This window comes from Desulfovibrio sp., assembly GCF_019424165.1.
Taxonomy (GTDB): domain Bacteria; phylum Desulfobacterota; class Desulfovibrionia; order Desulfovibrionales; family Desulfovibrionaceae; genus Desulfovibrio.
Window position 1 is genome coordinate 1 of sequence record NZ_JAHZAA010000021.1, and the last position, 21,435, is coordinate 21,435.

Annotated in this window: 17 protein-coding genes, 1 tRNA gene and 1 pseudogene; 14 read left to right on the forward strand and 5 right to left on the reverse strand. The window is 56.0% G+C overall.

Translation table 11 applies throughout. From position 1 onward, the window contains the following. Positions 1 to 242: 242 nt before the first annotated feature. The 4 genes from QZ377_RS08305 to QZ377_RS08320 form a co-directional block, all read right to left on the reverse strand. Positions 243 to 1,070, reverse strand: a complete 828-nt coding sequence (locus QZ377_RS08305) for a P-loop NTPase (protein ID WP_291440695.1) — start codon at positions 1,068 to 1,070, stop codon at positions 243 to 245. A gap of 113 nt (positions 1,071 to 1,183) precedes the next feature. Beyond that, on the reverse strand, positions 1,184 to 3,097 hold the full coding sequence (gene cooS, locus QZ377_RS08310) for an anaerobic carbon-monoxide dehydrogenase catalytic subunit (RefSeq protein ID WP_291440696.1): 1,914 nt from the start codon (positions 3,095 to 3,097) through the stop codon (positions 1,184 to 1,186). A gap of 122 nt (positions 3,098 to 3,219) precedes the next feature. Next, positions 3,220 to 3,897 (reverse strand): Crp/Fnr family transcriptional regulator, encoded by a 678-nt coding sequence (locus QZ377_RS08315; protein WP_291440697.1) that lies wholly within the window; start codon positions 3,895 to 3,897, stop codon positions 3,220 to 3,222. Between the two features lie 276 nt (positions 3,898 to 4,173). Beyond that, positions 4,174 to 4,422, reverse strand: coding sequence for a HypC/HybG/HupF family hydrogenase formation chaperone (locus QZ377_RS08320; protein ID WP_291440698.1), 249 nt, complete (start codon positions 4,420 to 4,422; stop codon positions 4,174 to 4,176). Positions 4,423 to 4,861: 439 nt separating this feature from the next. Between QZ377_RS08320 and ileS the strand changes: the two genes are divergently transcribed. From ileS to QZ377_RS08385, 14 genes and pseudogenes are all read left to right on the forward strand, one after another. Next, complete coding sequence (gene ileS, locus QZ377_RS08325; RefSeq protein WP_291440699.1) at positions 4,862 to 7,678, forward strand: isoleucine--tRNA ligase; 2,817 nt, start codon at positions 4,862 to 4,864, stop codon at positions 7,676 to 7,678. 4 nt (positions 7,679 to 7,682) lie between these two features. Then, positions 7,683 to 8,219, forward strand: coding sequence for a signal peptidase II (gene lspA, locus QZ377_RS08330; protein WP_291440700.1), 537 nt, complete (start codon positions 7,683 to 7,685; stop codon positions 8,217 to 8,219). Further along, the gene (locus tag QZ377_RS08335; protein WP_291440701.1) at positions 8,216 to 8,422 is read left to right on the forward strand and encodes a PLDc N-terminal domain-containing protein; all 207 of its coding nucleotides are present in this window, start codon (positions 8,216 to 8,218) and stop codon (positions 8,420 to 8,422) included. Before lspA ends, QZ377_RS08335 begins: the two co-directional genes overlap by 4 nt. Before the next feature lie 13 nt (positions 8,423 to 8,435). Continuing rightward, positions 8,436 to 9,413, forward strand: a complete 978-nt coding sequence (gene ybgF / locus QZ377_RS08340; protein ID WP_291440702.1) for a tol-pal system protein YbgF — start codon at positions 8,436 to 8,438, stop codon at positions 9,411 to 9,413. Between the two features lie 88 nt (positions 9,414 to 9,501). Continuing rightward, a complete protein-coding gene (locus tag QZ377_RS08345; RefSeq protein ID WP_291440703.1) occupies positions 9,502 to 10,128 on the forward strand; it encodes a protein phosphatase CheZ in 627 nt (208 codons plus the stop codon). A gap of 116 nt (positions 10,129 to 10,244) precedes the next feature. Continuing rightward, positions 10,245 to 11,069: a nitroreductase family protein gene (locus QZ377_RS08350; protein WP_291440704.1), complete on the forward strand. Its 825-nt coding sequence runs from the start codon at positions 10,245 to 10,247 to the stop codon at positions 11,067 to 11,069. Between the two features lie 787 nt (positions 11,070 to 11,856). Next, entirely contained in the window at positions 11,857 to 12,654 is a 798-nt protein-coding gene (locus QZ377_RS08355) for a flagellar hook-basal body protein (RefSeq protein WP_291440705.1), read from the forward strand. A 103-nt stretch (positions 12,655 to 12,757) separates the two neighbouring features. Then, a complete protein-coding gene (gene flgG / locus QZ377_RS08360; RefSeq protein ID WP_012624035.1) occupies positions 12,758 to 13,543 on the forward strand; it encodes a flagellar basal-body rod protein FlgG in 786 nt (261 codons plus the stop codon). Between the two features lie 19 nt (positions 13,544 to 13,562). Continuing rightward, on the forward strand, positions 13,563 to 14,813 hold the full coding sequence (gene flgA / locus QZ377_RS08365) for a flagellar basal body P-ring formation chaperone FlgA (protein WP_291440706.1): 1,251 nt from the start codon (positions 13,563 to 13,565) through the stop codon (positions 14,811 to 14,813). 48 nt (positions 14,814 to 14,861) lie between these two features. Then, positions 14,862 to 15,581 carry a flagellar basal body L-ring protein FlgH gene (locus QZ377_RS08370; RefSeq protein ID WP_291440707.1) on the forward strand — a complete coding sequence of 240 codons (720 nt, stop codon included), beginning with the start codon at positions 14,862 to 14,864 and terminating at the stop codon, positions 15,579 to 15,581. Between the two features lie 793 nt (positions 15,582 to 16,374). Further along, positions 16,375 to 16,461: transfer RNA gene (locus QZ377_RS08375), tRNA-Leu, on the forward strand. A 270-nt stretch (positions 16,462 to 16,731) separates the two neighbouring features. After that, positions 16,732 to 16,875: pseudogene (locus QZ377_RS12650) on the forward strand (DUF6538 domain-containing protein); the annotation flags it as partial. 21 nt (positions 16,876 to 16,896) lie between these two features. Beyond that, complete coding sequence (locus QZ377_RS08380) at positions 16,897 to 18,441, forward strand: tyrosine-type recombinase/integrase (protein ID WP_291440708.1); 1,545 nt, start codon at positions 16,897 to 16,899, stop codon at positions 18,439 to 18,441. Positions 18,442 to 18,471: 30 nt separating this feature from the next. Then, positions 18,472 to 20,679, forward strand: a complete 2,208-nt coding sequence (locus QZ377_RS08385) for an AAA family ATPase (protein WP_291440709.1) — start codon at positions 18,472 to 18,474, stop codon at positions 20,677 to 20,679. A 540-nt stretch (positions 20,680 to 21,219) separates the two neighbouring features. On the opposite strand, the gene QZ377_RS08390 is transcribed toward QZ377_RS08385, so the two are convergent. Further along, on the reverse strand, positions 21,220 to 21,435 hold a 216-nt coding region (locus QZ377_RS08390), incomplete at its 5' end, for a hypothetical protein (RefSeq protein WP_291440710.1).

The window sequence follows — 21,435 nt, forward strand, 5'->3', positions numbered from 1 at the left end:
TGCGAGCCTTACTGGCAATTTGTATCCTGCCGCAGCGTGGTGCGGATTGTGCGGGTACAGCGCCTCTGGCGGAGGAGCTGCGGCCGTCAGATGATATCGCCATTGGCAGTTCCAACAGCAGTAAGTAGTAAACGCCCCAGAGGAATATCTGTGGGGCGTTTACTGGTAGAGCCTTGGTGCGGCTTCGTCATGCGGCGCGTATGGCCGGGATACAGCTCGTCTGTGCTGTGGCAGGGGAGGTGTCAGGCGCAGGCCTTTTCGGCGTAACAATCCTGATTCCACTGCTCCAGCAGACAACGGAAGAAACGGTCCAGCATTTTCTGGTCCGTACCATCCAGGCCGAACACATTGGTTGTCAGCAACTGGCGATGCCGCAGTTGTGGAACAAGCGGCAGCGCCGTGCGGTGATCCGGCAATTGTAGTTCGGGCGGGATGATGCACAGCTCCGCCCCCACGGTGCGGTTAAGCACCAGAGACTGCTTGTGCAGGCCCATATCGGCGGCCATGCGTGAAACCTGTACGGCCGTCTGCAACGAGCGCAGGCTGGGTTCGGACACAACGAGCAAACGATCCACATGAGCCACTGTACCTCTGCCCAGGTGTTCGACTCCGGCCTCCATATCCACAAGAACCCAGTCATTTCTTGCCAGCACCAGGTGGGCCAGCATGGCTTTGAGCAGGGCGTTGGCCTCGCAGGCGCAGCCGCCATTGGCCGTGGTCAGGGCGCCCATGACGAGCAGGCGTTTACGGCCCACCGGCCATTGCCCCAGCGACGGCCCTGCCACCGGAAGCTCTGCGGAAAGAATTTCCGGCAAATCTTCCACATGCGGGTTGAGCACCATCATGCCACCCTGGCCCGCAGGGCGGATGCGCTCACGAACCAGTTCGGCCCGCTGTGCCAGGGCTACAGGCATGGCTTCAGCATCCAGGCCGGAGGCCTGCCCCAGTGAAAGGGCCGTGTCGGCATCTACCAGCCACACCTGGTGGCCCATGCGGGCCAGATAATCCCCCAGCCAGGCCGTGATGGTGGTTTTGCCCACGCCCCCCTTGCCGGAAACGGCAATCTTCATAACCTCTCCTTATACCGTGCCACGCGGCAGACCATCCGCCACATGTCTTTTATGCGCACCGCCCCCGTGGTCGCGCATCGGAACAAACAACCGTAGTGCATCTTGACGCCGGATCAGGCGTTGAGCCCCAGGGCGCTCCGCTTGGCGCGGATGCGTTGATCCAGCAGATCTGCCGCCTTGACCGGATCGGCCTCGACCACAAAGGACGCCCCCACGAGTCCTTCCAGCCCGTTCAGGGCGATATCGGTGACCACGTCCGAGCCAAGAATGTTGGGCGGCAGCCCCAAATGGGTATAGACGCCGCTGGCGACGGCGTAAAGACCAATGGCCGCAGCTTTTTCAGAATACCATTCAGGAGCGGAGGCCACCACGGGCAGGTCGGAAATATCCACTCCCAGGCTGTTGGCGATAAGGCCGCAAAGGTGCATGATGCGGGCATTGTCCACACAACTGCCCATATGCAGCACGGGTGGAATGCCCAAAGATGCGCAAAGTTTTTGCAGGCCTGGTCCCGCCATTGCCGCGCCCTCGGGCAACAGCAGCCCGGCCTTGCCTGCCGCCGTGGTTACGCAGCCCGTGACCAATACCATAATGTCTTTTTTGATCAGCTCTTTGATAATGCCCACATTGGCCGAATCCTGCCTGACCTTGGGATTGTTGCAGCCCACCACGGCCGCAAAGCCGCGCACGGTTCCGGCCTTGACGGCGTCCAGCAGCGGGTCCAGCGAGCCGCCCAGAGCTTCAAGAATGGCCTCGTTGGAAAAACCGGTCATGATGTTTACCGGAGACACGGGAATATCCACCCGGCCGGGGTCTCTGGCGGCAAAGGCCTCTATGGCCATATGCAGAATGGCTGTTGCCTCCTGCCGGGCATTTTCAGGCGTGAAGTTCATGTGCACGGCCCCGGTAAAGCGGGCTTTGGGGGCGGTGTCAATAAAGCGCGTGTGGTAGCAGGCGGCCACCTGCACAAGGCTCGGCATGATGCACTGATAGTCCACCACCACGGCTTCCACGGCTCCGGTCACAATTGCCAGCTCGGTCATGAGGTGGTTACCCGCCATGGGGATGCCCTGGCGCATGAGCAGTTCATTGCCCGTACAGCACAGCCCGGCCACGGTAATGCCCTCGGCCCCGGCCTGTCTGGCCAGCTCCAGCACCTCCGGTTCGCGTGAAACGGCAAGGATCATTTCGGATACAACGGGATTATGCCCGTGTACCAGAATGTTGACGGTTTCCTTTTTGATGACGCCCAGGTTGACTGTGGACATGCGCGGGCTGGGCGTGCCGAAAAGAATATCGCACAGTTCAGTGGCGATCATCGATCCGGCCCAGCCGTCGGACAGGGCGCAGCGGGCCGCGTGCAGCATGGTGTTGGGGGCATCGTTGTCGCAGCCCATATGGGTGCGGTGCATCATTTCGGCAATTTCGCGGTCTACGCCGCGCGGCGTGATGCCGAGCTTTTCCCATACAGCCCTGCGTTTGGCAGGCACACGGGAAATAAAATTCACCGCGCCGCGCCTGCTGCCGAAGTCGCTGTAACAGGCGTCTACCACAAGGGCGGCCACTTCGTTAACAGCGAGGCCGTCCACGGCGATGCCCAGCTCCCCGGCAATGCGCAGCAGCTTGGCCGGATCCCGGATTTCGTAGCCTTCGGCCTTGCCCTCGACCACGGCTTCAAGGGTTTCGATAACGTCGCGCCCGTGGTCGGAATGCCCGGCGGAGCCGCCGGCAATAAAACGTCCGAAATTTCGCGCCACAATAACGTGGGCATCCGCACCGCACACGCCGCGCGAGAGTTTGCCGCCGGGCGTGGCCTTGGCGCTGATGCGGCAAGGCCCCATGACGCAGTTGCGGCAGGTTGTGCCAAGTTCGCAAAAACGGCAGTGCGGGGTTTGCTGGGCCAGTCGGTCCCACGCGGTTTCAATGCCTTCTGCGCGGGCTTTGTGCAGCATTTTTTGGGCATCTTCCCAGATGGACATGTTGTTGATGTCAGCCTGCCTGTGGTCCATAGCGCTATCCTCGCTCATGCTGAAAGTTGCTGCCCTTGGGGCGTGCGCCCGGGCGCATATCATTTGCAACAATCTGGCATGGAACAGGCATTTTGTCTGTCGGCTGGCTGACAAAAAAGCAGGCGGCATGAAAAACGCGGTCAGCGCAGCAGTTCGCGCAGGCGCTCTTCATCCAGTATGCGATACAGGCCGCGCTGCTCTTTGTGCAGAATGCCGAGCCGGGTGAAGTCTGTGAGCAGGGTGGAGATGGTCTGGCGTGATGTGCCAAGGCTCTGGGCCAGCTTTTCGCCCGAAAGGGGCAGGCGGATAAGGCTGCCGGGCGCTTGCCCGTCCTCTTCCCGTGGCAGGTCTGTGAGCAGGCGCGCCAGGCGTACGGTCACATCGCGCAGGGCAAGACCGTCAATAATGCTGAAGCAGCTTTTCAGCATGCCGCCCAAAACGCGCACAATGGGCATGGTGAATTCCGGCATGGCCATCATGCCCCTGTTAAAGGTGGGCGTATCCAGAAAAAGAATGGCAGAGTCATCCACTGCCTGTACCAGTGCGTTGGAATGGCTGACAAAAAGATCACCGGGTTTCAGAAAACCAATGGTGAATTCGCGTTCTTCGCACGACAGATACACGCGGATAAGGCCGGACTTGACGATAAAGACAAAACTTTCCTGTTTCTGCGGTTCCTGATCAGAGAGATGATCATCGTAGCGGGGAGTGAAAATAATGGACTGGCGGGGACAGAACCGCTCATGAAAAGCGGCCAGCAAGGGGGCGAATTCCGGCCGTGAAAGTTCGTCCAGAAGATTGATGTTGCTGAATTTCATGTTGCCCCCTTTTCAAAGCGTTTGTCTGCACCCGCATGAAGAGCATAGAGGCTGCATACGGTCTGTCAACCACGCGTTTCTCCGCGTTTTCCGACAGGGGGCCGCATTATAGGGACAACATCCGGCATATGGTGGGCAAGTACCCGGCAGCCGGTGGACATATGGAGATTTGCCCGCGCTGCGCGGCAGTGGCGCGGCATATGCGCAAACGCAAAAAACCCGCGGCTGTCCACGGGATTTTTGATGGAATTTTACATTGCAAGGCCGTAAGCAGTGTCAGAACTGCGGCGGGTTTTCCAGGGCCTGCGCCAGCTCTCGCAGGGCAGACAGGCTTTCTTCGGCTTCTTTGGGCGTCAGGGTATGCAGGGCAAAGCCGGCATGTACGATAACGTAATCCCCGATCTGGGGTTCCTTGGGCAAAAGCATTACCGAAGCGTTCAAAAAGGTCTGGCTTTCACCCACGCGTACGCGGGCCATGCCTTCGCCGAACAGTTCTTCAATGCGGGCAGGAATGGCAAGACACATAGTCACCTCTTGTCAGGCATATAAACACCATTGCGGCTTCGGCAAGCCCCGAAGCGGCCGGAAGTCGCCGCAAACTGAAGAAAAGTCAGTTTAACAGCCCCGGCTGCGCTAGGCAAGCAGCCGTTGCCCCGAAGACGCAAGCACGGGGAATTTTTCAGGCTTTGCGGCAAAGGCCCGCCCTTGCGCGCTGCCAGGGCCAAACCTTGACTTTGCACGGCTATTTGCCCAAACTACAGTGATTTTTCCACCAGGGGCTGTCCTGAAATAAGCCTTTTGCCCAAAAGCCTGCGTCACCCGGCCTTTTTCCGGTCGAGTACCACAAGAGTATGCTCCCTTCACAAAAAGGGCCGGATTTCTTGCTCTTGGCGCAAAATTCTTGTTTGGCGGCAAGCCCAGAAGAACATATTATATCTTGCGACATTCAGTGCCGGGAGCCTCCATGAGTGATTATAAAAAAACGCTGAACTTGCCTCAAACCGCTTTTCCAATGAAGGCCAATCTGGCCCAGCGTGAGCCGGAAGCCATCAAAAAATGGGAAGCCGCCAATGCCTGTGCCGCCATGGTTGAGGCCTCGGGCAGCGAGGGAACCTATATTCTGCATGACGGCCCGCCCTACGCCAACGGGCATCTGCACATGGGACACGCGCTGAACAAGATTCTCAAGGATATTATCGTCAAGTCGCGCAACATGGCGGGCTATGCCTCGTGGTATGTTCCCGGTTGGGACTGCCACGGTCTGCCCATCGAGCACAAGGTGGAGCAGGACCTCAAGGAAAAAAAGAAAAGCCTGCCGGCCCATGTGGTGCGCAAGCTCTGCCGTGAATATGCCAACAAATGGCTTGATGTGCAGCGCAAGGAATTCAAGCGTCTGGGTGTTCTGGGTGACTGGGATCATCCCTATATCAGCATGGACCCGGCGTATGAGGCCGTTACGGCCGGGGAGCTTGCCAAGTTTGTGGCTGCCGGTGGCGTTGCGCGTGCCAAGAAGCCCATTTACTGGTGCTGCTCCTGCCATACGGCGCTGGCCGAGGCGGAAGTGGAGTATAACGACCACACCTCGCCCTCTGTGTATGTGCGCTTCGCCCTGCCCGATGAAGGCCTGAAAAAGGTCTTTGCCGTCGCTGACCCGGCGCGCGCCCATGTGGTCATCTGGACGACCACGCCCTGGACCCTGCCGGATAATATGGCCGTATGCCTGCACCCCGAATTTACCTATGCGCTGGTGGAGGCCGAAGGCAGCCAGTACATTCTTGCGGAAGAGCTGGTGGCCTCCTGCGCCGAGACGTTCGGCTGGAGCGAATACACCATTCTTGACCGCGCCACCGGGGAACGCCTTGAAGGCCTCACGGCGCGCCACCCGTTCTATGACAGGCCGTCGCCGTTGGTGCTGGGCCTGCATGTGACCCTGGACGCCGGTACGGGCTGCGTGCACACCGCGCCGGGCCACGGCCGTGAAGACTATGATGTGGGCCTCAAGTACGGGCTGGAAATCTATTCGCCCATGGATGACGCCGGGCGCTTTTTGCCTGCCGTGGAGTTTTTCGCCGGGCTTAATGTTTTTGAAGCCAACCCCAAGGTTATCGAAAAACTTGAAGAAGTGGGCGCGTTGCTGCAAAAGGGCAAAATCCGCCACTCCTACCCGCATTGCTGGCGCTGCAAGGAGCCGGTCATCTTCCGCGCGACCACCCAGTGGTTTATCAGCATGGAAAAGAACGACCTGCGTGCCCGCGCCCTCAAGGCCATTGATGAAGAAGTTCGCTGGATTCCCGCCTGGGGCCGTGAGCGCATCCATAACATGGTCGAGTTTCGCCCGGACTGGTGCATCTCGCGCCAGCGGCAGTGGGGCGTACCCATTCTGGCCCTGCTGTGCGAAGACTGCGGCGAGGCCTGGAACGATCCGGCCTGGATGCAGGAAATCGCCGCCCGCTTTGCCAAGCATCCCACGGGCTGCGACTACTGGTACGAAGCTGAACTGAAAGATGTCGTGCCTGAAGGTCTTGCCTGCCCCCATTGCGGCGGCAGCCACTGGAAGCGCGAAACCGACATTCTTGATGTCTGGTTTGACTCCGGCACGAGCTTTGCCGCTGTGCTGGAACAACGCCCGGAACTGGGCTTCCCCGCAGACCTGTATCTTGAAGGTTCGGACCAGCATCGCGGCTGGTTCCACAGTTCACTGCTGGTCAGCGAGGGTACGCGCGGCTGCGCGCCTTACCGCGCCGTACTCACCCACGGTTACGTGGTGGACGGGGACGGCCGCAAGATGTCCAAATCTGTGGGCAACGTGATCGCGCCGCAGGAACTCATTGAAAAATTCGGCGCTGAAATCGTGCGTCTGTGGGTCTCTTCGGTGGAATACCGCGAAGATATCCGCCTTTCGGACGAAATTCTTGGCCGCCTGGTGGACGCCTACCGTCGCATCCGCAATACCTGCCGCTTTATTATGGGCAACCTGAGCGATATCACCGCGCACGACCTGCTGCCGCTGGACAGGTTGCAGCCGCTGGACCGCTTTGCCCTGGACGTGGCCGGGCGCGTGCACGAACGTGTGCAGCAGGCCTATATGGATTTTGATTTCCACAAGGTCTACCACACCCTGCACAACTATTGCGTCACGGACCTTTCTTCCGTGTATCTGGATATTCTTAAAGACCGCCTCTATGCCTCTGCGCCGCACAGCGAGGAGCGCCGCTCGGCCCAGACGGCCCTGTGGCATATTCTGTGCCTTTTGCTGCGCGACATGGCCCCGGTATTGTCCTTCACCGCCGAGGAAATCTTCAGCCATCTGCCGGAGAGCCTGCGTGGGCCGGAAACAACGGTCTTTGCCCTGCCGCCGATGCCTGCGGCCCCCTATCTGCTGGATGAAGGCACGCGTGATGACTGGAACGTGCTGCTGGCCGTGCGCGGCGCCGTAACAAAGGCCATTGAGCCCATGCGGCGTGAGGGCGTTATCGGGCATTCGCTGGATACGCGCATCACCCTTTTTGTGGCGGACGAACTGCGCCAGCGCCTGGAAGGCCTGCATACCGACCTGCGCGCCGTGTGCATTGTGTCGCAACTGCATCTGGAAGCGCTGGACCGCGCCCCGCAGGCCGCGTACCGGGATGAGGAAGTGGCGGGTCTTGCCATCGGCGTTGAAAAGGCCAGGGGCGAAAAATGCGAGCGCTGCTGGATTTACAGCACCGAGCTTGGCTCCGACGCTTCGCATCCCGCCTTGTGCCCGCGTTGCACAGCGGTTATCAAGGGTATGGAATCCTGAGGACATGCGCAGGCGTTACCGAATCCTCGGGGGCATGGCCCTGCTGGCGCTGGTGCTTGACCAGCTCACCAAGTATATTGTCATGCAGACCATACCGGAACACCGCTCGGTGCCGGTTATTGAAGGTCTGTTTGACCTTGTGAACATCCGCAACAGGGGCGCGGCCTTTGGCTTTCTGAACCGTTCGGATATCGAATGGCAGTTCTGGCTGTTCCTCGGTGCTACAGTGGTGGCCGTATGGGCCATACTGATGCTGGTGCGCAGTTCGCATGACGAACCCTGGCTCTTTGCCGGGCTGGGCCTGGTCATGGGCGGCGCTCTGGGCAACCTGGTGGACCGCATCCGCTTTCGGGCGGTGGTGGACTTTCTGGATGTCTACTGGGGTGACTGGCATTGGCCGGCCTTTAACGTGGCGGATTCGGCCATCTTTGTGGGGGCCGCTCTGGCCTGCGTCATCATGTGGCGCAAACCGCCCGAAAACGGTAACGAAAAGGGCAGCAAAGCCGGAAAATCCTCCGGCAAAGGAGGGCGTGCCGCATGATCTTTCATTGGTGGCATGTGGTACTGGTCATGATCCCTATGATCCCCACATTGTGGAGCATCATACACATATGGGGGCATGAGTTTCCCACACCCCAGCAAAGGGCGCTGTGGCTCGTGCTGGTGGTATTTTTGCCGGCCATCGGCGGCATCATCTATATTTTCACCGGGCGCAAAAAAGCCCTGGGAAAAGTGCAAATTTGAAAAAGAGGATATTATGCGCACATTCCGTTCATTGTGCCTTGTAACGCTGGCTTGCGCTGCTCTGCCGCTGAGCGCCTGCGTATCCGGCGGCAGCTCCAGCAGCGGCAGCCTCAGCCTTGAGCAGCAGGTGCAGCAGCACGACGTGCAGTTGCGGCAGATGCAGCCCTCGCAGGCCGACGCCTGGAATCAGATACAGGCGCTGCGACAGGAGCTGAATACCGTCAAGGGCCAGATGGATGACCTTAACAATGCCGGTGGCGCGCGCGCCCTTGTGGATCGTGTGAACCGGCATGACGAGGCCCTGCGCCAGGTTGAGCGCAGCATGGCCCTGAACCTGAACCTTGGCGAACCGCCGTCTGCGGTTCCGGCCATGGCGCCCTCGGCTCCGGCCGCGCCCCAGACCCCCAGCTATGGCCTGCCCACTTACGGCCAGACCGCGGCGGGTACTGTGGCCGCCGGCAGCACCGGCTATGCCGCTTCAGTGCCTGAAGGCGTGCAGCCTTACGGCGGGCAGGCTGCCGGCGCGTCCGGCCAGGTTCCGGCCCAGGCTCCGGACGGCAGCACCTGGGGCCAGCCCTCGCCGCAGCCCCAGCCGCAGGTGCAGGTTCCGCAAAAAGACATTTCGCTGGCCCTTTTTGACGCGGGCGTCAATGCCTACAATGCCCGCAAATATGACGAGGCCCAGCGCTCCTTTACCGACTTTCTAAAAAACTACAAAGGGCATAACCTGGCCTCTGAAGCCCAGTTCTACCTTGCGGAGTGTTACTTTCAGCGCAACCAGTTTGCGGATGCGGCACTGTCCTATGACAAGGTGATCAAGGAATACCCCAAGTCTTCCAGCGCGCCGGGCGCGTACCTCAAACAGGGCATCAGCTTCAGCAAGCTGAACCAGAGCGCGGCGGCCAAGGCGCGGCTGGAGGAACTCATCAAGAAGTACCCCAATTCGCCCGAAGCAGCTCGTGCCAAAACCTTTTTGAAGACCAACAAGTAAGAGCGTTTCGCCGCCGCGCCGTATAACGGCGCGGCGGTTTGTTATTGCCGTTTTTCAACAGCGCCGGTAACGGCGTAAAGGTGCATGCATGAGCGAGAAAAAGGCCGAACCCGCCGTGTACAGGCAACTGAGCACGGACATGCTCAAGGATATTTATCAGCAGATATCCACGGCTTCCGACAGCCAGCCACCGGTCGACTCCGGCACGGATGCGCTCTTTCATGAAGCCACTGATCAGCTTGATGAAGTGCTCAAAGCCACGGAAAGCGCCACCATGTCCATTATGGAGATTGTGGAACGCCATCTGGACATGCAGGAACAGAATGCCGAATTGCTGGCGCTGGTGCGGGAAGGTACGATATCTCCCGCGCAGACTGCCATGCTTGAGGCCAACAACCGGCAGATGGGCGACGACCTTACAAGCGTGCTCACCACCTTGAGCTTTCAGGATATAACCGGCCAACGGATCAAGCGGGTGGTTGCCGCGCTGAACAAGATCGAAAATACCGTGGTGGAACTGTACCTTTCTTCCGGGCTTATTATGGAAGGCGCGGAAAAGGATCCGCAAAAGGATGCCGCCGCCCTTCAGGATGAGGCCCGGCAAGCGGTGGAGGAATTCCGCCAGCAGCGCAAGGCTGAAAATCTCAAGGGACCGGACAAGAACGGCGTATCGCAAAGCGCCATTGACGACATGCTCAGTCAGCTTGGCATGTAGGCGCGTCTTGACCGTCTGTTTTTTTGTGGGAGGTTCCTTTGGCAAAAAGGGACCTCCTTTGCGCTGTGGTGCAGTCAACGGGGCAAAGCAGCCCATCGGAAAAAATCGGAGCATATATGAACGTATTTACTGTTGATCACGAGCTGTGCCGCAAGGACGGCATCTGCGCCCTTGTCTGTCCTGTGCATATTATTGACGCCGAACCGGGAGACTATCCCGTTCTGGACAAGCACAAGGCTGCATACTGCCTTGGTTGCGGCCAGTGCATGGCTTTTTGCCCCACCCTGGCCTGTACGGCTCCCGGCCTTGCGCGCGAAGACTGCCGCCCCCTCAGCGGGCAGGATATGCCCACGGCCCGGCAGGCTGATGAACTTGCTTTTTCGCGTCGGTCTGTACGCAATTTCAAGGATAAAACCATACCCCGTCAGGAGCTGGAAGACCTGCTTGCGGCGGTACGGTTTGCCCCCACGGCAAAAAATACGCAAAATCTGCGCTGGATCCTGCTGGAATCGCGTGAGCGGGTTGTGCAACTGGCGGAACTGGTGGTGGCCTGGATGCGCGAACTGCCCCGCATTGATCCGGCGCTTGATGAGGCCATGCATGCTGGCGGGCTTGTGCGCGCGTGGGACAGGGGGGTGGACGTCATTACCCGCACTGCCCCGCAACTGGCGGTGGTGGTTGCCCCCCAGTGGCGCTGGGGCCAGCCGGATGCCGTTATTGCCGCCACCTATCTGGAACTGCTGGCGCAGGCCCGGGGCATCGGCTGCTGTTGGGGCGGATATTTGTGCATGGCTTTCGAGCATCCTGCCGCGCAGGACGTGCGGAATTTTCTTGGTCTGGGTGAAGGCGAGATGGCTTTTGCCGCGCAGATGATGGGCTATCCGCGCTTCAAGGCCCATGCCAGGCCGCCGCGCAAAAATGCCCATATCACCTGGAAATAGGCGGCGGGTGGTAGCCGGTGGACGGCAGAGGGCGGTGCGGCGCGGATTTTTTTTGCGCACAGGACAGTTCACGGCTGGAGTGATCTGACTGCCTTCATTTGGGCCGCCTGCGCGGCGTGCGGCAGATGGTGGCCTGTTTAGGGGCTGCGCCCTTCCGGGGTTCCCTCTGCGCTCCCCCGGACCACTCCGCGGGGCTTTCCTGACTTCGCCGCTTCCACTGCCGGACACTCAGGCCTTTTCCTGTTTTTGTCAGCCTGCGAGGGCTGCGCGTCTTTTGCGGCGGGAGCTTCCCTCCCCTTGGTCGGGCGATCTCCCGCCGCGCCGCGCAATACCATCCGCGAATTTGGTTTTGATCGGTGGCTGCCCCGGCTGGCGGTCATCAGGCCATCTGGTGTCATGCCATCAAGGCCATTGGCTGCTGTTCAATTCCTCCACGCCGCGCAATGTCATCCGGGAAATAGGTTTCGATTGCGTATTGCCCACATCGGAGCAGGAGAATTTTTGTAATATACTGGAACAGAGACAAGTGCTTGGCGGGGGCAGGGGAGGGAATTTTTCAAAAATGGTTTTCCCCAAAAAAACGTTTCAAACGCGCATTACAATCCTGCAAATGCAATCTGCTAGCGGCAATAGCGGTAAAAATAGTCCCCGGCCCAGAGTCCCCCTGCTTTTTGCGGGGGGCTTTTTTTGGCCCGCACTTTGCATAAATTCCGGCACGGGGCATCAGGCCCAAGGAGACGATGGCCGCGCACCCACATCAGCGCGCCCGCCAACCAAGGAGTATCACATGCAAGCCGGCATGTTTAGCGGACTTTTTGCCGCACTCACCACAGAGCACCGCATGAACTTCATCGCCAATAATTTGGCGAATGCCAATACGCGCGGCTACAAACGCGATACCGTGGCCTTTAAGGACACCATGATAACCTACGCCTTTGACGAGATCCGCGAGCCGCTCATGAATCTCAAGTCCAAGCCGCTTTTTCCCGAGCCGCAGAACGCCGCGCGGGTGCGTCTTGCCGTATCCAAGATAGATTTTGCCCAGGGATCCATGCAGTACTCGGGCAATCCGCTGGATATGGCCATCAACGGTGAGAATGCCTTTTTCCGCGTAGCCACGCCCACTGGAGACTTTCTTACGCGTAACGGGGCTTTCGTGCTGTCGGAAAACGGCACCATAATGAGCCCGCAGGGCTATCCCCTTCAGGCCCAGGGTGGCGGCAACATTGTTATTCCGCAGGGGACGCGCCACATCCAGATAAGCGGTGACGGCCAGGTCATTGCTGACAATGACGTGTTGGGCCAGATCGCGCTGGTGAACGTGGATAATCCGCAGAATCTCGAAAAAATGGGCAATAACCTTTACCGCCCGCGTGAAAATGTGGAGGTGGTCGAGGGCAACGCCTATCTGGAAGGCGGCCGCATCGAGCAGGGCTTTACCGAAGCCGCCAATGTGGAAGTCGTGCCGGAAATGGTGAACATGATCGAGGTGCAGCGCCAGTTTGAGGCCTATCAGAAGGTCATGCAGACCTCGGATACGCTGGATCGCGCCGCCACCGAAAAAGTCGGACGGCGTCAGGGCTAGACATTCTGCCCTTTAAAGAATTCCTGTCGGCGCGCTGAAGCGTCGCCTCTGGATACAAAACGGACCCGCTCCAGATCTGCCGCTGGAACAAGGAGAAACCTTTATGATGCGTTCCCTTTGGACTGGGGCCACCGGCATGGTGGCACAGCAACTCAATATTGACGTTATTTCCAACAACCTTGCCAACGTCAATACCACGGGCTTCAAGAAAAGCCGGGCGGAGTTTGAGGACCTCATGTACCAGACCATGCGCATGGCCGGGTCCATCACCGAGGGCGACAACCGCCTGCCCGTGGGCATACAGGTGGGTATGGGTACACGCCCCACGGCCGTGCACAAATTTTTCACCCAGGGCGACTTTCAGAATACCGGCAATACGCTGGACGTGGCCATTGAAGGCGACGGCTTTTTTCAGGTCGACGTGAACGGCGAGCTTATGTACACCCGCGCCGGTTCATTCAAGCTGAATCAGGACGGCGTGGTGGTTACGGCCAACGGCTACATCCTGCAGCCGGAATTTGCCGTACCGCCGGAAACAAAGAATATTTCCATATCGTCTTCCGGTCACATCGCTGCTCTTGACGCCCAGGGGCAGGAAATCGCCGGGGCGGAAATACCCCTGTATACCTTCATCAACTACGCCGGTCTGGATGCACGCGGGCGCAACCTGTTCACGCCTACCGAAGCTTCGGGCGAAGCTGTGGAGGGCATTCCCGGAACCGATAACGTCGGCACCCTGGCCCAGGGCTTTCTGGAAATGTCCAACGTGGAAGTGGTGGACGAAATGGTCAACATGATTGTCGGCCAGCGTGCGTATGAGGTGAACTCCAAGTCCATCCAGACGTCGGACTCCATGCTGGGCATTGCTGTACAGCTCAAGCGCAGCTAGCGACGGGGGGAGGCACGGCATGATTTCGCAGGCGGCAAATATCTCTCCGGCGGCATTCGGTGCGGGGCGCAAGGCAGCTCCGGCCCTGGCCGTCTTGTGGGGCATATTGCTTGCTCTGGCTCTTGCCTGCCTGTGGCCGGCCGGAACCGCGCAGGCCGCGGGTGGAGTGCCGCAAGCCGTGTGGCAGGACAATGACCGCAACCACCGGCGCTCACCACCGCAGGTAAAAAGCCAGCTCCGTTCGCCGCAAGTGCGCGCGGGCCAGTTGCCGCTGGCTCCGGAGGCGCACGATGCCCGCACCGCCCGTACCGGAACGCAACTGGCGGCCAATGACGCGCCCGTGGCGCGGGAAGGGCAGTTGAGCCTGCTGGGACAGGGCGACTGGCGCCTCAAGATTGTTCCCGCCGCCGTCAGCAACGGCAGCATGGTGCTTTTGGGGGATATTGCGGCTCTTCTCGGCCAGATGGACCCGACCCAATGGGACGGCCTGCGCGCTACGCCGTTGTGGGAAGCGCCGCCGGAAGAAGGCAAGCCCTTGCAGATCAACCGATCGCGCCTGTCACAGGCTTTGCGGCAGGCCCTGGGACCGGATCTGGCCGGGCGCTGCATTTTGCCCACATCGCTCGTTATTCAGCGCGGCGGACTGGTTTTTCGCGAGGATGACCTGCGCAATTACGTTGTCAAAAGCCTGACTCCGCAACTGGCGGCCATGCCGGGCGAGGCGGAACTTACCGATTTCAGGCTGCCGGAATATATTTTTCTTGCCCACAGCCAACAGCAGATTCAGCTTGAGCCGGGCAAGCTCGCACCCGGGCGCGTACCCCTGCGCTTTGCCGTGCAGGAGGCTGACGGCGCTGTCCTGCGCCGGGTGGCGGGTACGGCCACGCTGTCATTGTGGCTCACGGTGCCTACGGCGGCCCAGTCGATGAACAAGGGTGATGCCCTCGCAGCGCAAAGCGTGACCTTTATGCGCGTCAACGCGGGCCAGTTGCGTGACCTGCCCTGGGACGGACGCGGTGGTCCGTGGCAGCTTGTGCGCGCCATCAACGCGGGCGATCCCATATTACAGAGCGACCTTGCAAGCCAGCTTATGATCAAGCGCGGCGATGTGGTGTCCCTTATATTTTCCAGAGGCAATCTGCGCATCACCACACAGGCGCAGGCCCTGGCTGACGGCGAACCGGGGGCCACCATTCCGGTGCGGAACTTGCAAACCAAAAAACAGGTCTTCGGCACTGTCAAAAACGGCAATACCGTTGAGATAAACTAGACGTTACGCCGCACGCGGCCGGACGCGGTTATTGAAGGAGAGGAGCATATGCAGGCACGTCACATCATCCCCGTCATGGCGCTGGTTTTTGCGCTGTGTGCCGCTTGCGGCGGCGGACCGCGCAAACATCCGGCCCTGCAGCAACCGGTTGTCGATCCGCAGGAATACAGGCAGGAGGCCAACGGGCCCGATAACCCCGGGTCTCTTTTTGCGGCCAGCGAACAGGATACACTTTTTTCCGACAGCCGCGCCCGCAGGGTAGGTGATATTGTGGTGGTTAAACTGGTGGAAAACACCAAGGCGCAGAACAAGGCCGAAACCACCGCCAACAAAAAAGGCGCCAACGACTATCAGGTGGGCGCGCTTATGGGGCAGGGATCGCACGGTTTTATTCCCTTTTTGGGCTTAGGCCCCACCAACAGGGTAGGAACACCAGCTCTGACTACGTCCTCTACCAGCGATCTGTCCGGCACTGGCAAGACCAAGCGTGAAAACTACGTTACGACCTCTCTGGCGGCGCGCGTCATCCGTGTGCTGCCCGGCGGCCTGTTGCAGATCGAGGGCGCGAGGGAAATACGCGTCAACGAGGAAACAGAGTATATGGTGGTGCGCGGCATGGTGCGCGCCAAGGACGTGAGCGCCGATAACAGCGTGCTTTCCACACAGATCGCGGATGCGAGTATCGAATACTACGGCCGTGGCGTGCTGGCAGACAAGCAGAAGCCCGGCTGGTTTACGCGGCTTATGGACAATATCTGGCCTTTCTAGCTTTCTATACAGAATGCGACTGAGCGCCGTAGAATATAACCAATGCCGCCGAGGACCTGTTTCCCGGCGGCATTGGCATTTGTTGTGCCTTCTGTATGTCTTCTCGCGTCGGCTCTGCAACGGGTGTCGGCGGCAGAGCTGCGGGCCTGACACCGCAGAGGGGCAGTGCGCGGATATACCGTTACTGCGGTGTGGGCGCACACTTGAGAGCGTTGGGCTGCAACCTCAAATTTTTCTTTTAGCACAACACGAAATCCCCCAAAATAGTATCGCATCCAGCTTTCAATGCTGTATGTTCGGGCTTTAACAGTTTTTCCAGATGTATCTGGCATAGGCTAATATGCTTGTGCCGGACCATACAGTAATAAATGCAAGGCAGCGTACTTCATCCGATAGTGGCAGGCTACCCAATAATGGGAAATGGCAGGCCGTTACGCGAAATATGAAGCCGTAGGGCGTGGCAATTTCTCGTGGAGGCGCTGCTGGTTATGTGGAGGAAAAGCTGTGAGGGATCTCTACGGGCTATTGCGTTTTTACCCGCTTAAGGTTGCCCGGCTTGTGTTGTTACTTGCATGGATTGTCCTGGGCATATTAACAAAGACAGGTGACGCCAGGCAGGGTAGGGGGCGCAGAGGTGCAGGAACAGGCCGCCCGAAGGAAACAGATAAGATAACGCTGTCTCATGGGAAAATCACGACTTGTTTTTATAGAAAACCGCAAAAACATACTTTTTTTATGCCATAGCGAAAAAAAGCTTGCCAAGCATGCCCTGTTCGGGTAAATCAATCTTCGCGCCGAAGTGGTGGAATTGGTAGACACGCTAGGTTCAGGGTCTAGTTCTCGCAAGGGAGTGGGAGTTCGAGTCTCCCCTTCGGCACCATTTTTCAAGAGTCGTTATAAGCAACAGCTTGTAACGACTTATTTTTTTGTCTTGTGCCCGGTATAGGCACCAGACGAAAACCCGCACTTGGGAGCTTATGGGGTCAAAGTGCGGGGTCAAAGACGTGTCAAAATCGGGTGTAAACCTTTTTGGCAGGTCAGGAGAAAACCCCATGTCACCTATCACTCCCATAGCTCCTGGTTCAAGTTGCGTACCTGCTCTCCGCATTTCCGGGGATGACAAAAAAGTTCTCCTGCGTATCTTTGTCTCAAACGAAGCATCTATTATTTCCGTTACGCTTTGCCCAAAGAGCCCCGGCTGCACTGGGGACGAAGTGAGCTGCGCCTCAGCCTGCGGACATCCTATCTGCGGACGGCCCGTCTTCGTGCGCGCATGTTGCTTGCGGAAGTGGAAAAAACTTTTCTTGAGGGCACTATGCTGGAGTACAGAGAAATCCGCCGCCGAATGAATATCCTGCTCCAGCGGATGCTGGCGCAGGATCATGCGGATCTTTCTGAAAAAAAAGCTCTCACAGTGGATGATATTACTATCTCTTACGATCAACTGAGGGATTCACAGGCCCAAATGCTCTTGTGCTGGAATTCTGGAAAAGCGCTGGAAAAACTCGCACCAGACTGCCTTATTGCTTTGTTCAGATCAGGAGCCTTCACCCGCGAAGAACTTTCAGCAGAGAATTATTTACAGATAGTCAAGGCATATAACGAAATGCAGATCACCATGCATCGCATCGAAGTAGCGCGATCGCGTGGGGATTTTTTATTGGAAGAAGAAATCGTCGGACGTGACTTCGGAAACCATCCTTGTGAAATAAAAGAAACGGCGGGAAAAGAGTCTTCAGACCCAATACAGGTAGCCATAGAGGCGATGCCGCCAAAGAAAAATACGCTTCTGTACTCTGAAGCTATGGAGCGGTACATCCATCAGAAACTGCAGGATGGCGAATGGCGCGAGCACAGCGTGACAGATCACCGTGGCCGCCTGGGCGAATTTTTGGCCATCATCGGAGATAGATCCATTGAAAGCATTACCCGCGAAGATATGCGGCATTTTCGTGAAACCCTGCGGCAATTGCCGCCGAATCGCACAAGGGTGAGGGCCTATAAGGATAAAAGTATTCAGGAACTGCTTGCGCTCAAAGTTGAAAAAACGCTCAGCGTCACCACCGTCAATATTTTAGTGGAGGCAGTGGGAAGCATGCTGGGATGGTACGTTCGGGAAGGTGTGCTGGATGTTAATCCGGCCACACATTTGCAAATCAAGGATACGCGTCAGGACATCGAATTGCGCCAGGCTTTTTCTACAGATGAGTTGTCCAAAGTTTTTGCACACCCCAAGTTTGCACGAAAGGAGTTCAAATCCCTTTCCTACTACTGGATACCGTTGATCGCTCTGTATACTGGTATGCGTCTTGAAGAAATCGCCCAGCTTCATTGCGCCGATATTTATGAAAGTTCGACCAAGGGGATTTGGGTCGTCGACATTAACGCTACGGAACTTGACGAAGAAGGCCGCCCCAAACTGCTGAAAAATAAAAACGCGCGACGGATCGTGCCCATACATCCCGTTTTAATAAAGTTGGGAATTTTAGACTACCATGCAGCTATTGCTAAGAAAAAACATATACGGCTTTTCCCTGATCTGGAAAAAACAAAAGGGGCGGTAAAGTTTGGCAAACAGCGAGGAAAGCAGTTTAAATCTGTGGTGACGGCTGCCCTTGGGGATGTATCGGGTAAAACGTTTCACTCCCTCAGGCACACCTTTGCAGATTTTTATAAGCAGCGAGGCCTGCAAAATGACTATTTTCGCCAGGTATTCGGACACGAACTGCCCATGCTTGCTGCCAAACAGTATGGCGAAAAGTTCCCGCCAGAGATTTTATATGAAAATGTGATTGTGAAGTTGGATTATGGTGAAGGAATCGCGACGATAATTGCTTTAACAGACAAAAATATTTACTAACGCGTTAATTTCTTGAGGATAATAAGCTATGTGCCCCAAGCCGCTTGCAAGTCAGAAAAAAATGATAGAAAAGAGGATGATGTATACAATTACTTGAAAAATGATAGAGATAAAGAAATTTTTCAAGATATTATTCGGTATGAATTTTCCAGTTGCAGCCAAGAAGAAAAAGAAAGGATTTTTAATTGGCTTGGTGTACCATCACGCTATGTGGGTTATGATAAAAAGAAGCATGAAGAAGTACGGTTAAGCCGAGATATCGTTGCATGTGCTTCCATGAAACTTAATATGTTGCCAATTCAAGCGGCTTGTGAGGTAGGGGCGCGCCTAAATATAACCGTTCGAAAATGTTTTGACGTAGTTGAAAACAACAACGTCCCGGCTCTGCGGGGTGGAAAAATTTCTGGCAGGATATTTAAACAGATTCCAGATGAATTAAAAACTAGTCGAAAGATATATCGCCTTGTAGGTACTGACTGTCAGTTAGATATGGGAGGAGAGATTGAGCAGGTTGTTTGTCACTATTCAGCAGTAGATGGTGATAACTTTTTTTTGATAGCTTCTAGAGTTGCTGTAGGACAGGACTTCATCTTGAAGATTGGATTCGGCCTTGCGATTGCATGGCCTTTTTCAAGGCAAGAAATCGCAACTGCACGTTATGAATTTATAATATTCCCAATGTCATTGCCTGTCGCATTTCATTTTCGAAAATTGTGTCATGAAACGAAAGATTATAATCATAATCGTAATGCTATAGTCTCTGGACATTTTGGAAGGATTGATGCTCTAGATACAGAGTGCTTTAATGGGAAAAGCGTTATATTGCTTCCGGAGTTTTCTCGAGATGGATACCTTAGTGCACTCAATTTTACAGCACAGCTTAAATCCATTGCGCGTGATGTAAAAATATATCCTTGGCCTATCATGGCTGATGGCATGCCTGACGAGGCGATGACTGCTGGGGCAGGGTCTCCTTGGAAGCAAAGCCTTCTTGAACAAAAGGTTGACCTGAGGGAAGAACTGGCTCCTTCTTCTCTTCTTAACAGGATTACTAATAAGGCACTATCCCGCTCTAGTTTTAAAAAATTACTCGCAGAAATCGGATTGAGTCTCGCAGGGGAAGAGGCGTCACAAGAAGATTATGAAGCGCTGCCAGTCAGTACCTTGGGCGAGGTGGCGAATAGCCCCGCAATTGACATCGATGCTGAACCTTCCTTGGATTTGCTCATCAAACCGCACTATATTTTGTTTATGTGGGGAGGAAGTCACAGCGGCAAAAGTTTTATTCTCCTGACGCTCATTTTGGGGGTTGCCACAGGTACAAGGGCATTTTGTCTTTCTGGCAGCACGCAGCCTCGTAAAGTCTTGCTACTGGATGGTGAACTTACAAAAGATCAATTCATGCAACGTCTGGGGCAACTTACTCAGAACAACCGTGCGCTGCTTGACTCTGCGAGTAAAAATATATGTTGCTATTTTGCGCGAGAAGCGGGTTCACTTGATTTGTTAAATCCAGATCACCAAAAAAGCATTCTTGCGCGAATCAAAAAAGATGGGATTGAAGTCCTTGCTATCGACAATCTTATTTCGCTAGCCGATAGCGCATTGAAAGGGGGATCTGGTAAGCTGTTCGATTTTTTCTATGCCGTTGAACGTGAAGGAGTTGCAGTTGTTTTTGTGAGTCACGCCACCAAGGGCAATGCCCAAAGCAAAGGCTCTGTTGATATAGAAAGTAAGAGCCAGACAATTATCCAGATTCAAGGCCGTAACGTATTGAATAGGGATAATGATATTAGCGATGCAGTAAAGCTGGCCCTCGAAAAAGGTGAAGATATTGTTGTGCGATTGACGTTCGATAAATGCAAGTTGCCGCCAAAATTGAACAATAAATACGAAGTTTATCATCTCCCTGTAGACGGCAATTGGAATTATATTGAAGGCAATGTGTCCCGTGATAAGCCTTTGGATATAACCACGTTTGGCAAGGAGATGACTAATGCCCCCAATTCATCCAGCGAACGCTTAAATAGCAGTAATGCTGTAATTGATAATTTATCGGAAGATAGCCGACTTCTTTATGAAATGTTCCAAGATGGAAAAAAATATTCTCGCGCCGAAGTTGAAGCGCGTTTTAACTGGGGGGAGGATAAGGCTGGCAATGAATTAAAAAATCTCAAGAAAGTCGGGTTAATAACTCCTATTGGAAGTGGACGCACCACCGCCTATAGAAAGAAATAATTATTTTCTCATACAAACAAGTTAGATGTAAACGTCAACATGGATTTGCGTGCAACGTTTTTGTGGCATGGAGCCAAGTAGGTTCTGCCACATTTACTCCTCGTCACGGGTTTCCAACTCGGCTACCCTCTTCACGCTCCGCTCGCAAGGCTCGTGCTGGCTCCTCAAGGTTCCGCCAAAACTCACACTGACTGGCGGCTACAAAATGTGCGAAAATTTCTGGATCCTGCGTATTGATAGAGCAGAGCAGACGCCTCTGCCGCAGAAGGGCAAGACATACGGCGGCAGCTATCTCCGCTTTTCTCCGTTGCCCTTGGCGTCAACATCACCGCCAAGCACCTCAGTTCAGCTTTAGGCGCGATCTGCATCAGTTGCATGGCCGATTTGCACCGTTGCCACCGCCGCCAATCATGTTTTTGTCCGCTTAGATCTGTTTTCAGCTTACGATTTTTCTTCTTTTCTTCGTGTAAGCTCCGCCTGTATCTCCGCCAAACGGAGATACACGGAAAAAGACAGAGGGCTGTACATATTAATCTGTTGTTAATTAAGTATATTAAGCTTGTAGTAATCTCCTGGGCTAAGGAGAGTCGCACTTGGTTTGTCGGGTTGCATCAAACGTTCCCCATCAGGCAGCTGCATGCCTATATGGTATGCAAAACTTTGACGGAGGGCACTGAGCATGGGCAACACCACATCTGAAACTATCTTTTTTGAGCAATTGGAAAAAAATCTCCCCCCTGTCTTTTCCCGTGAGGA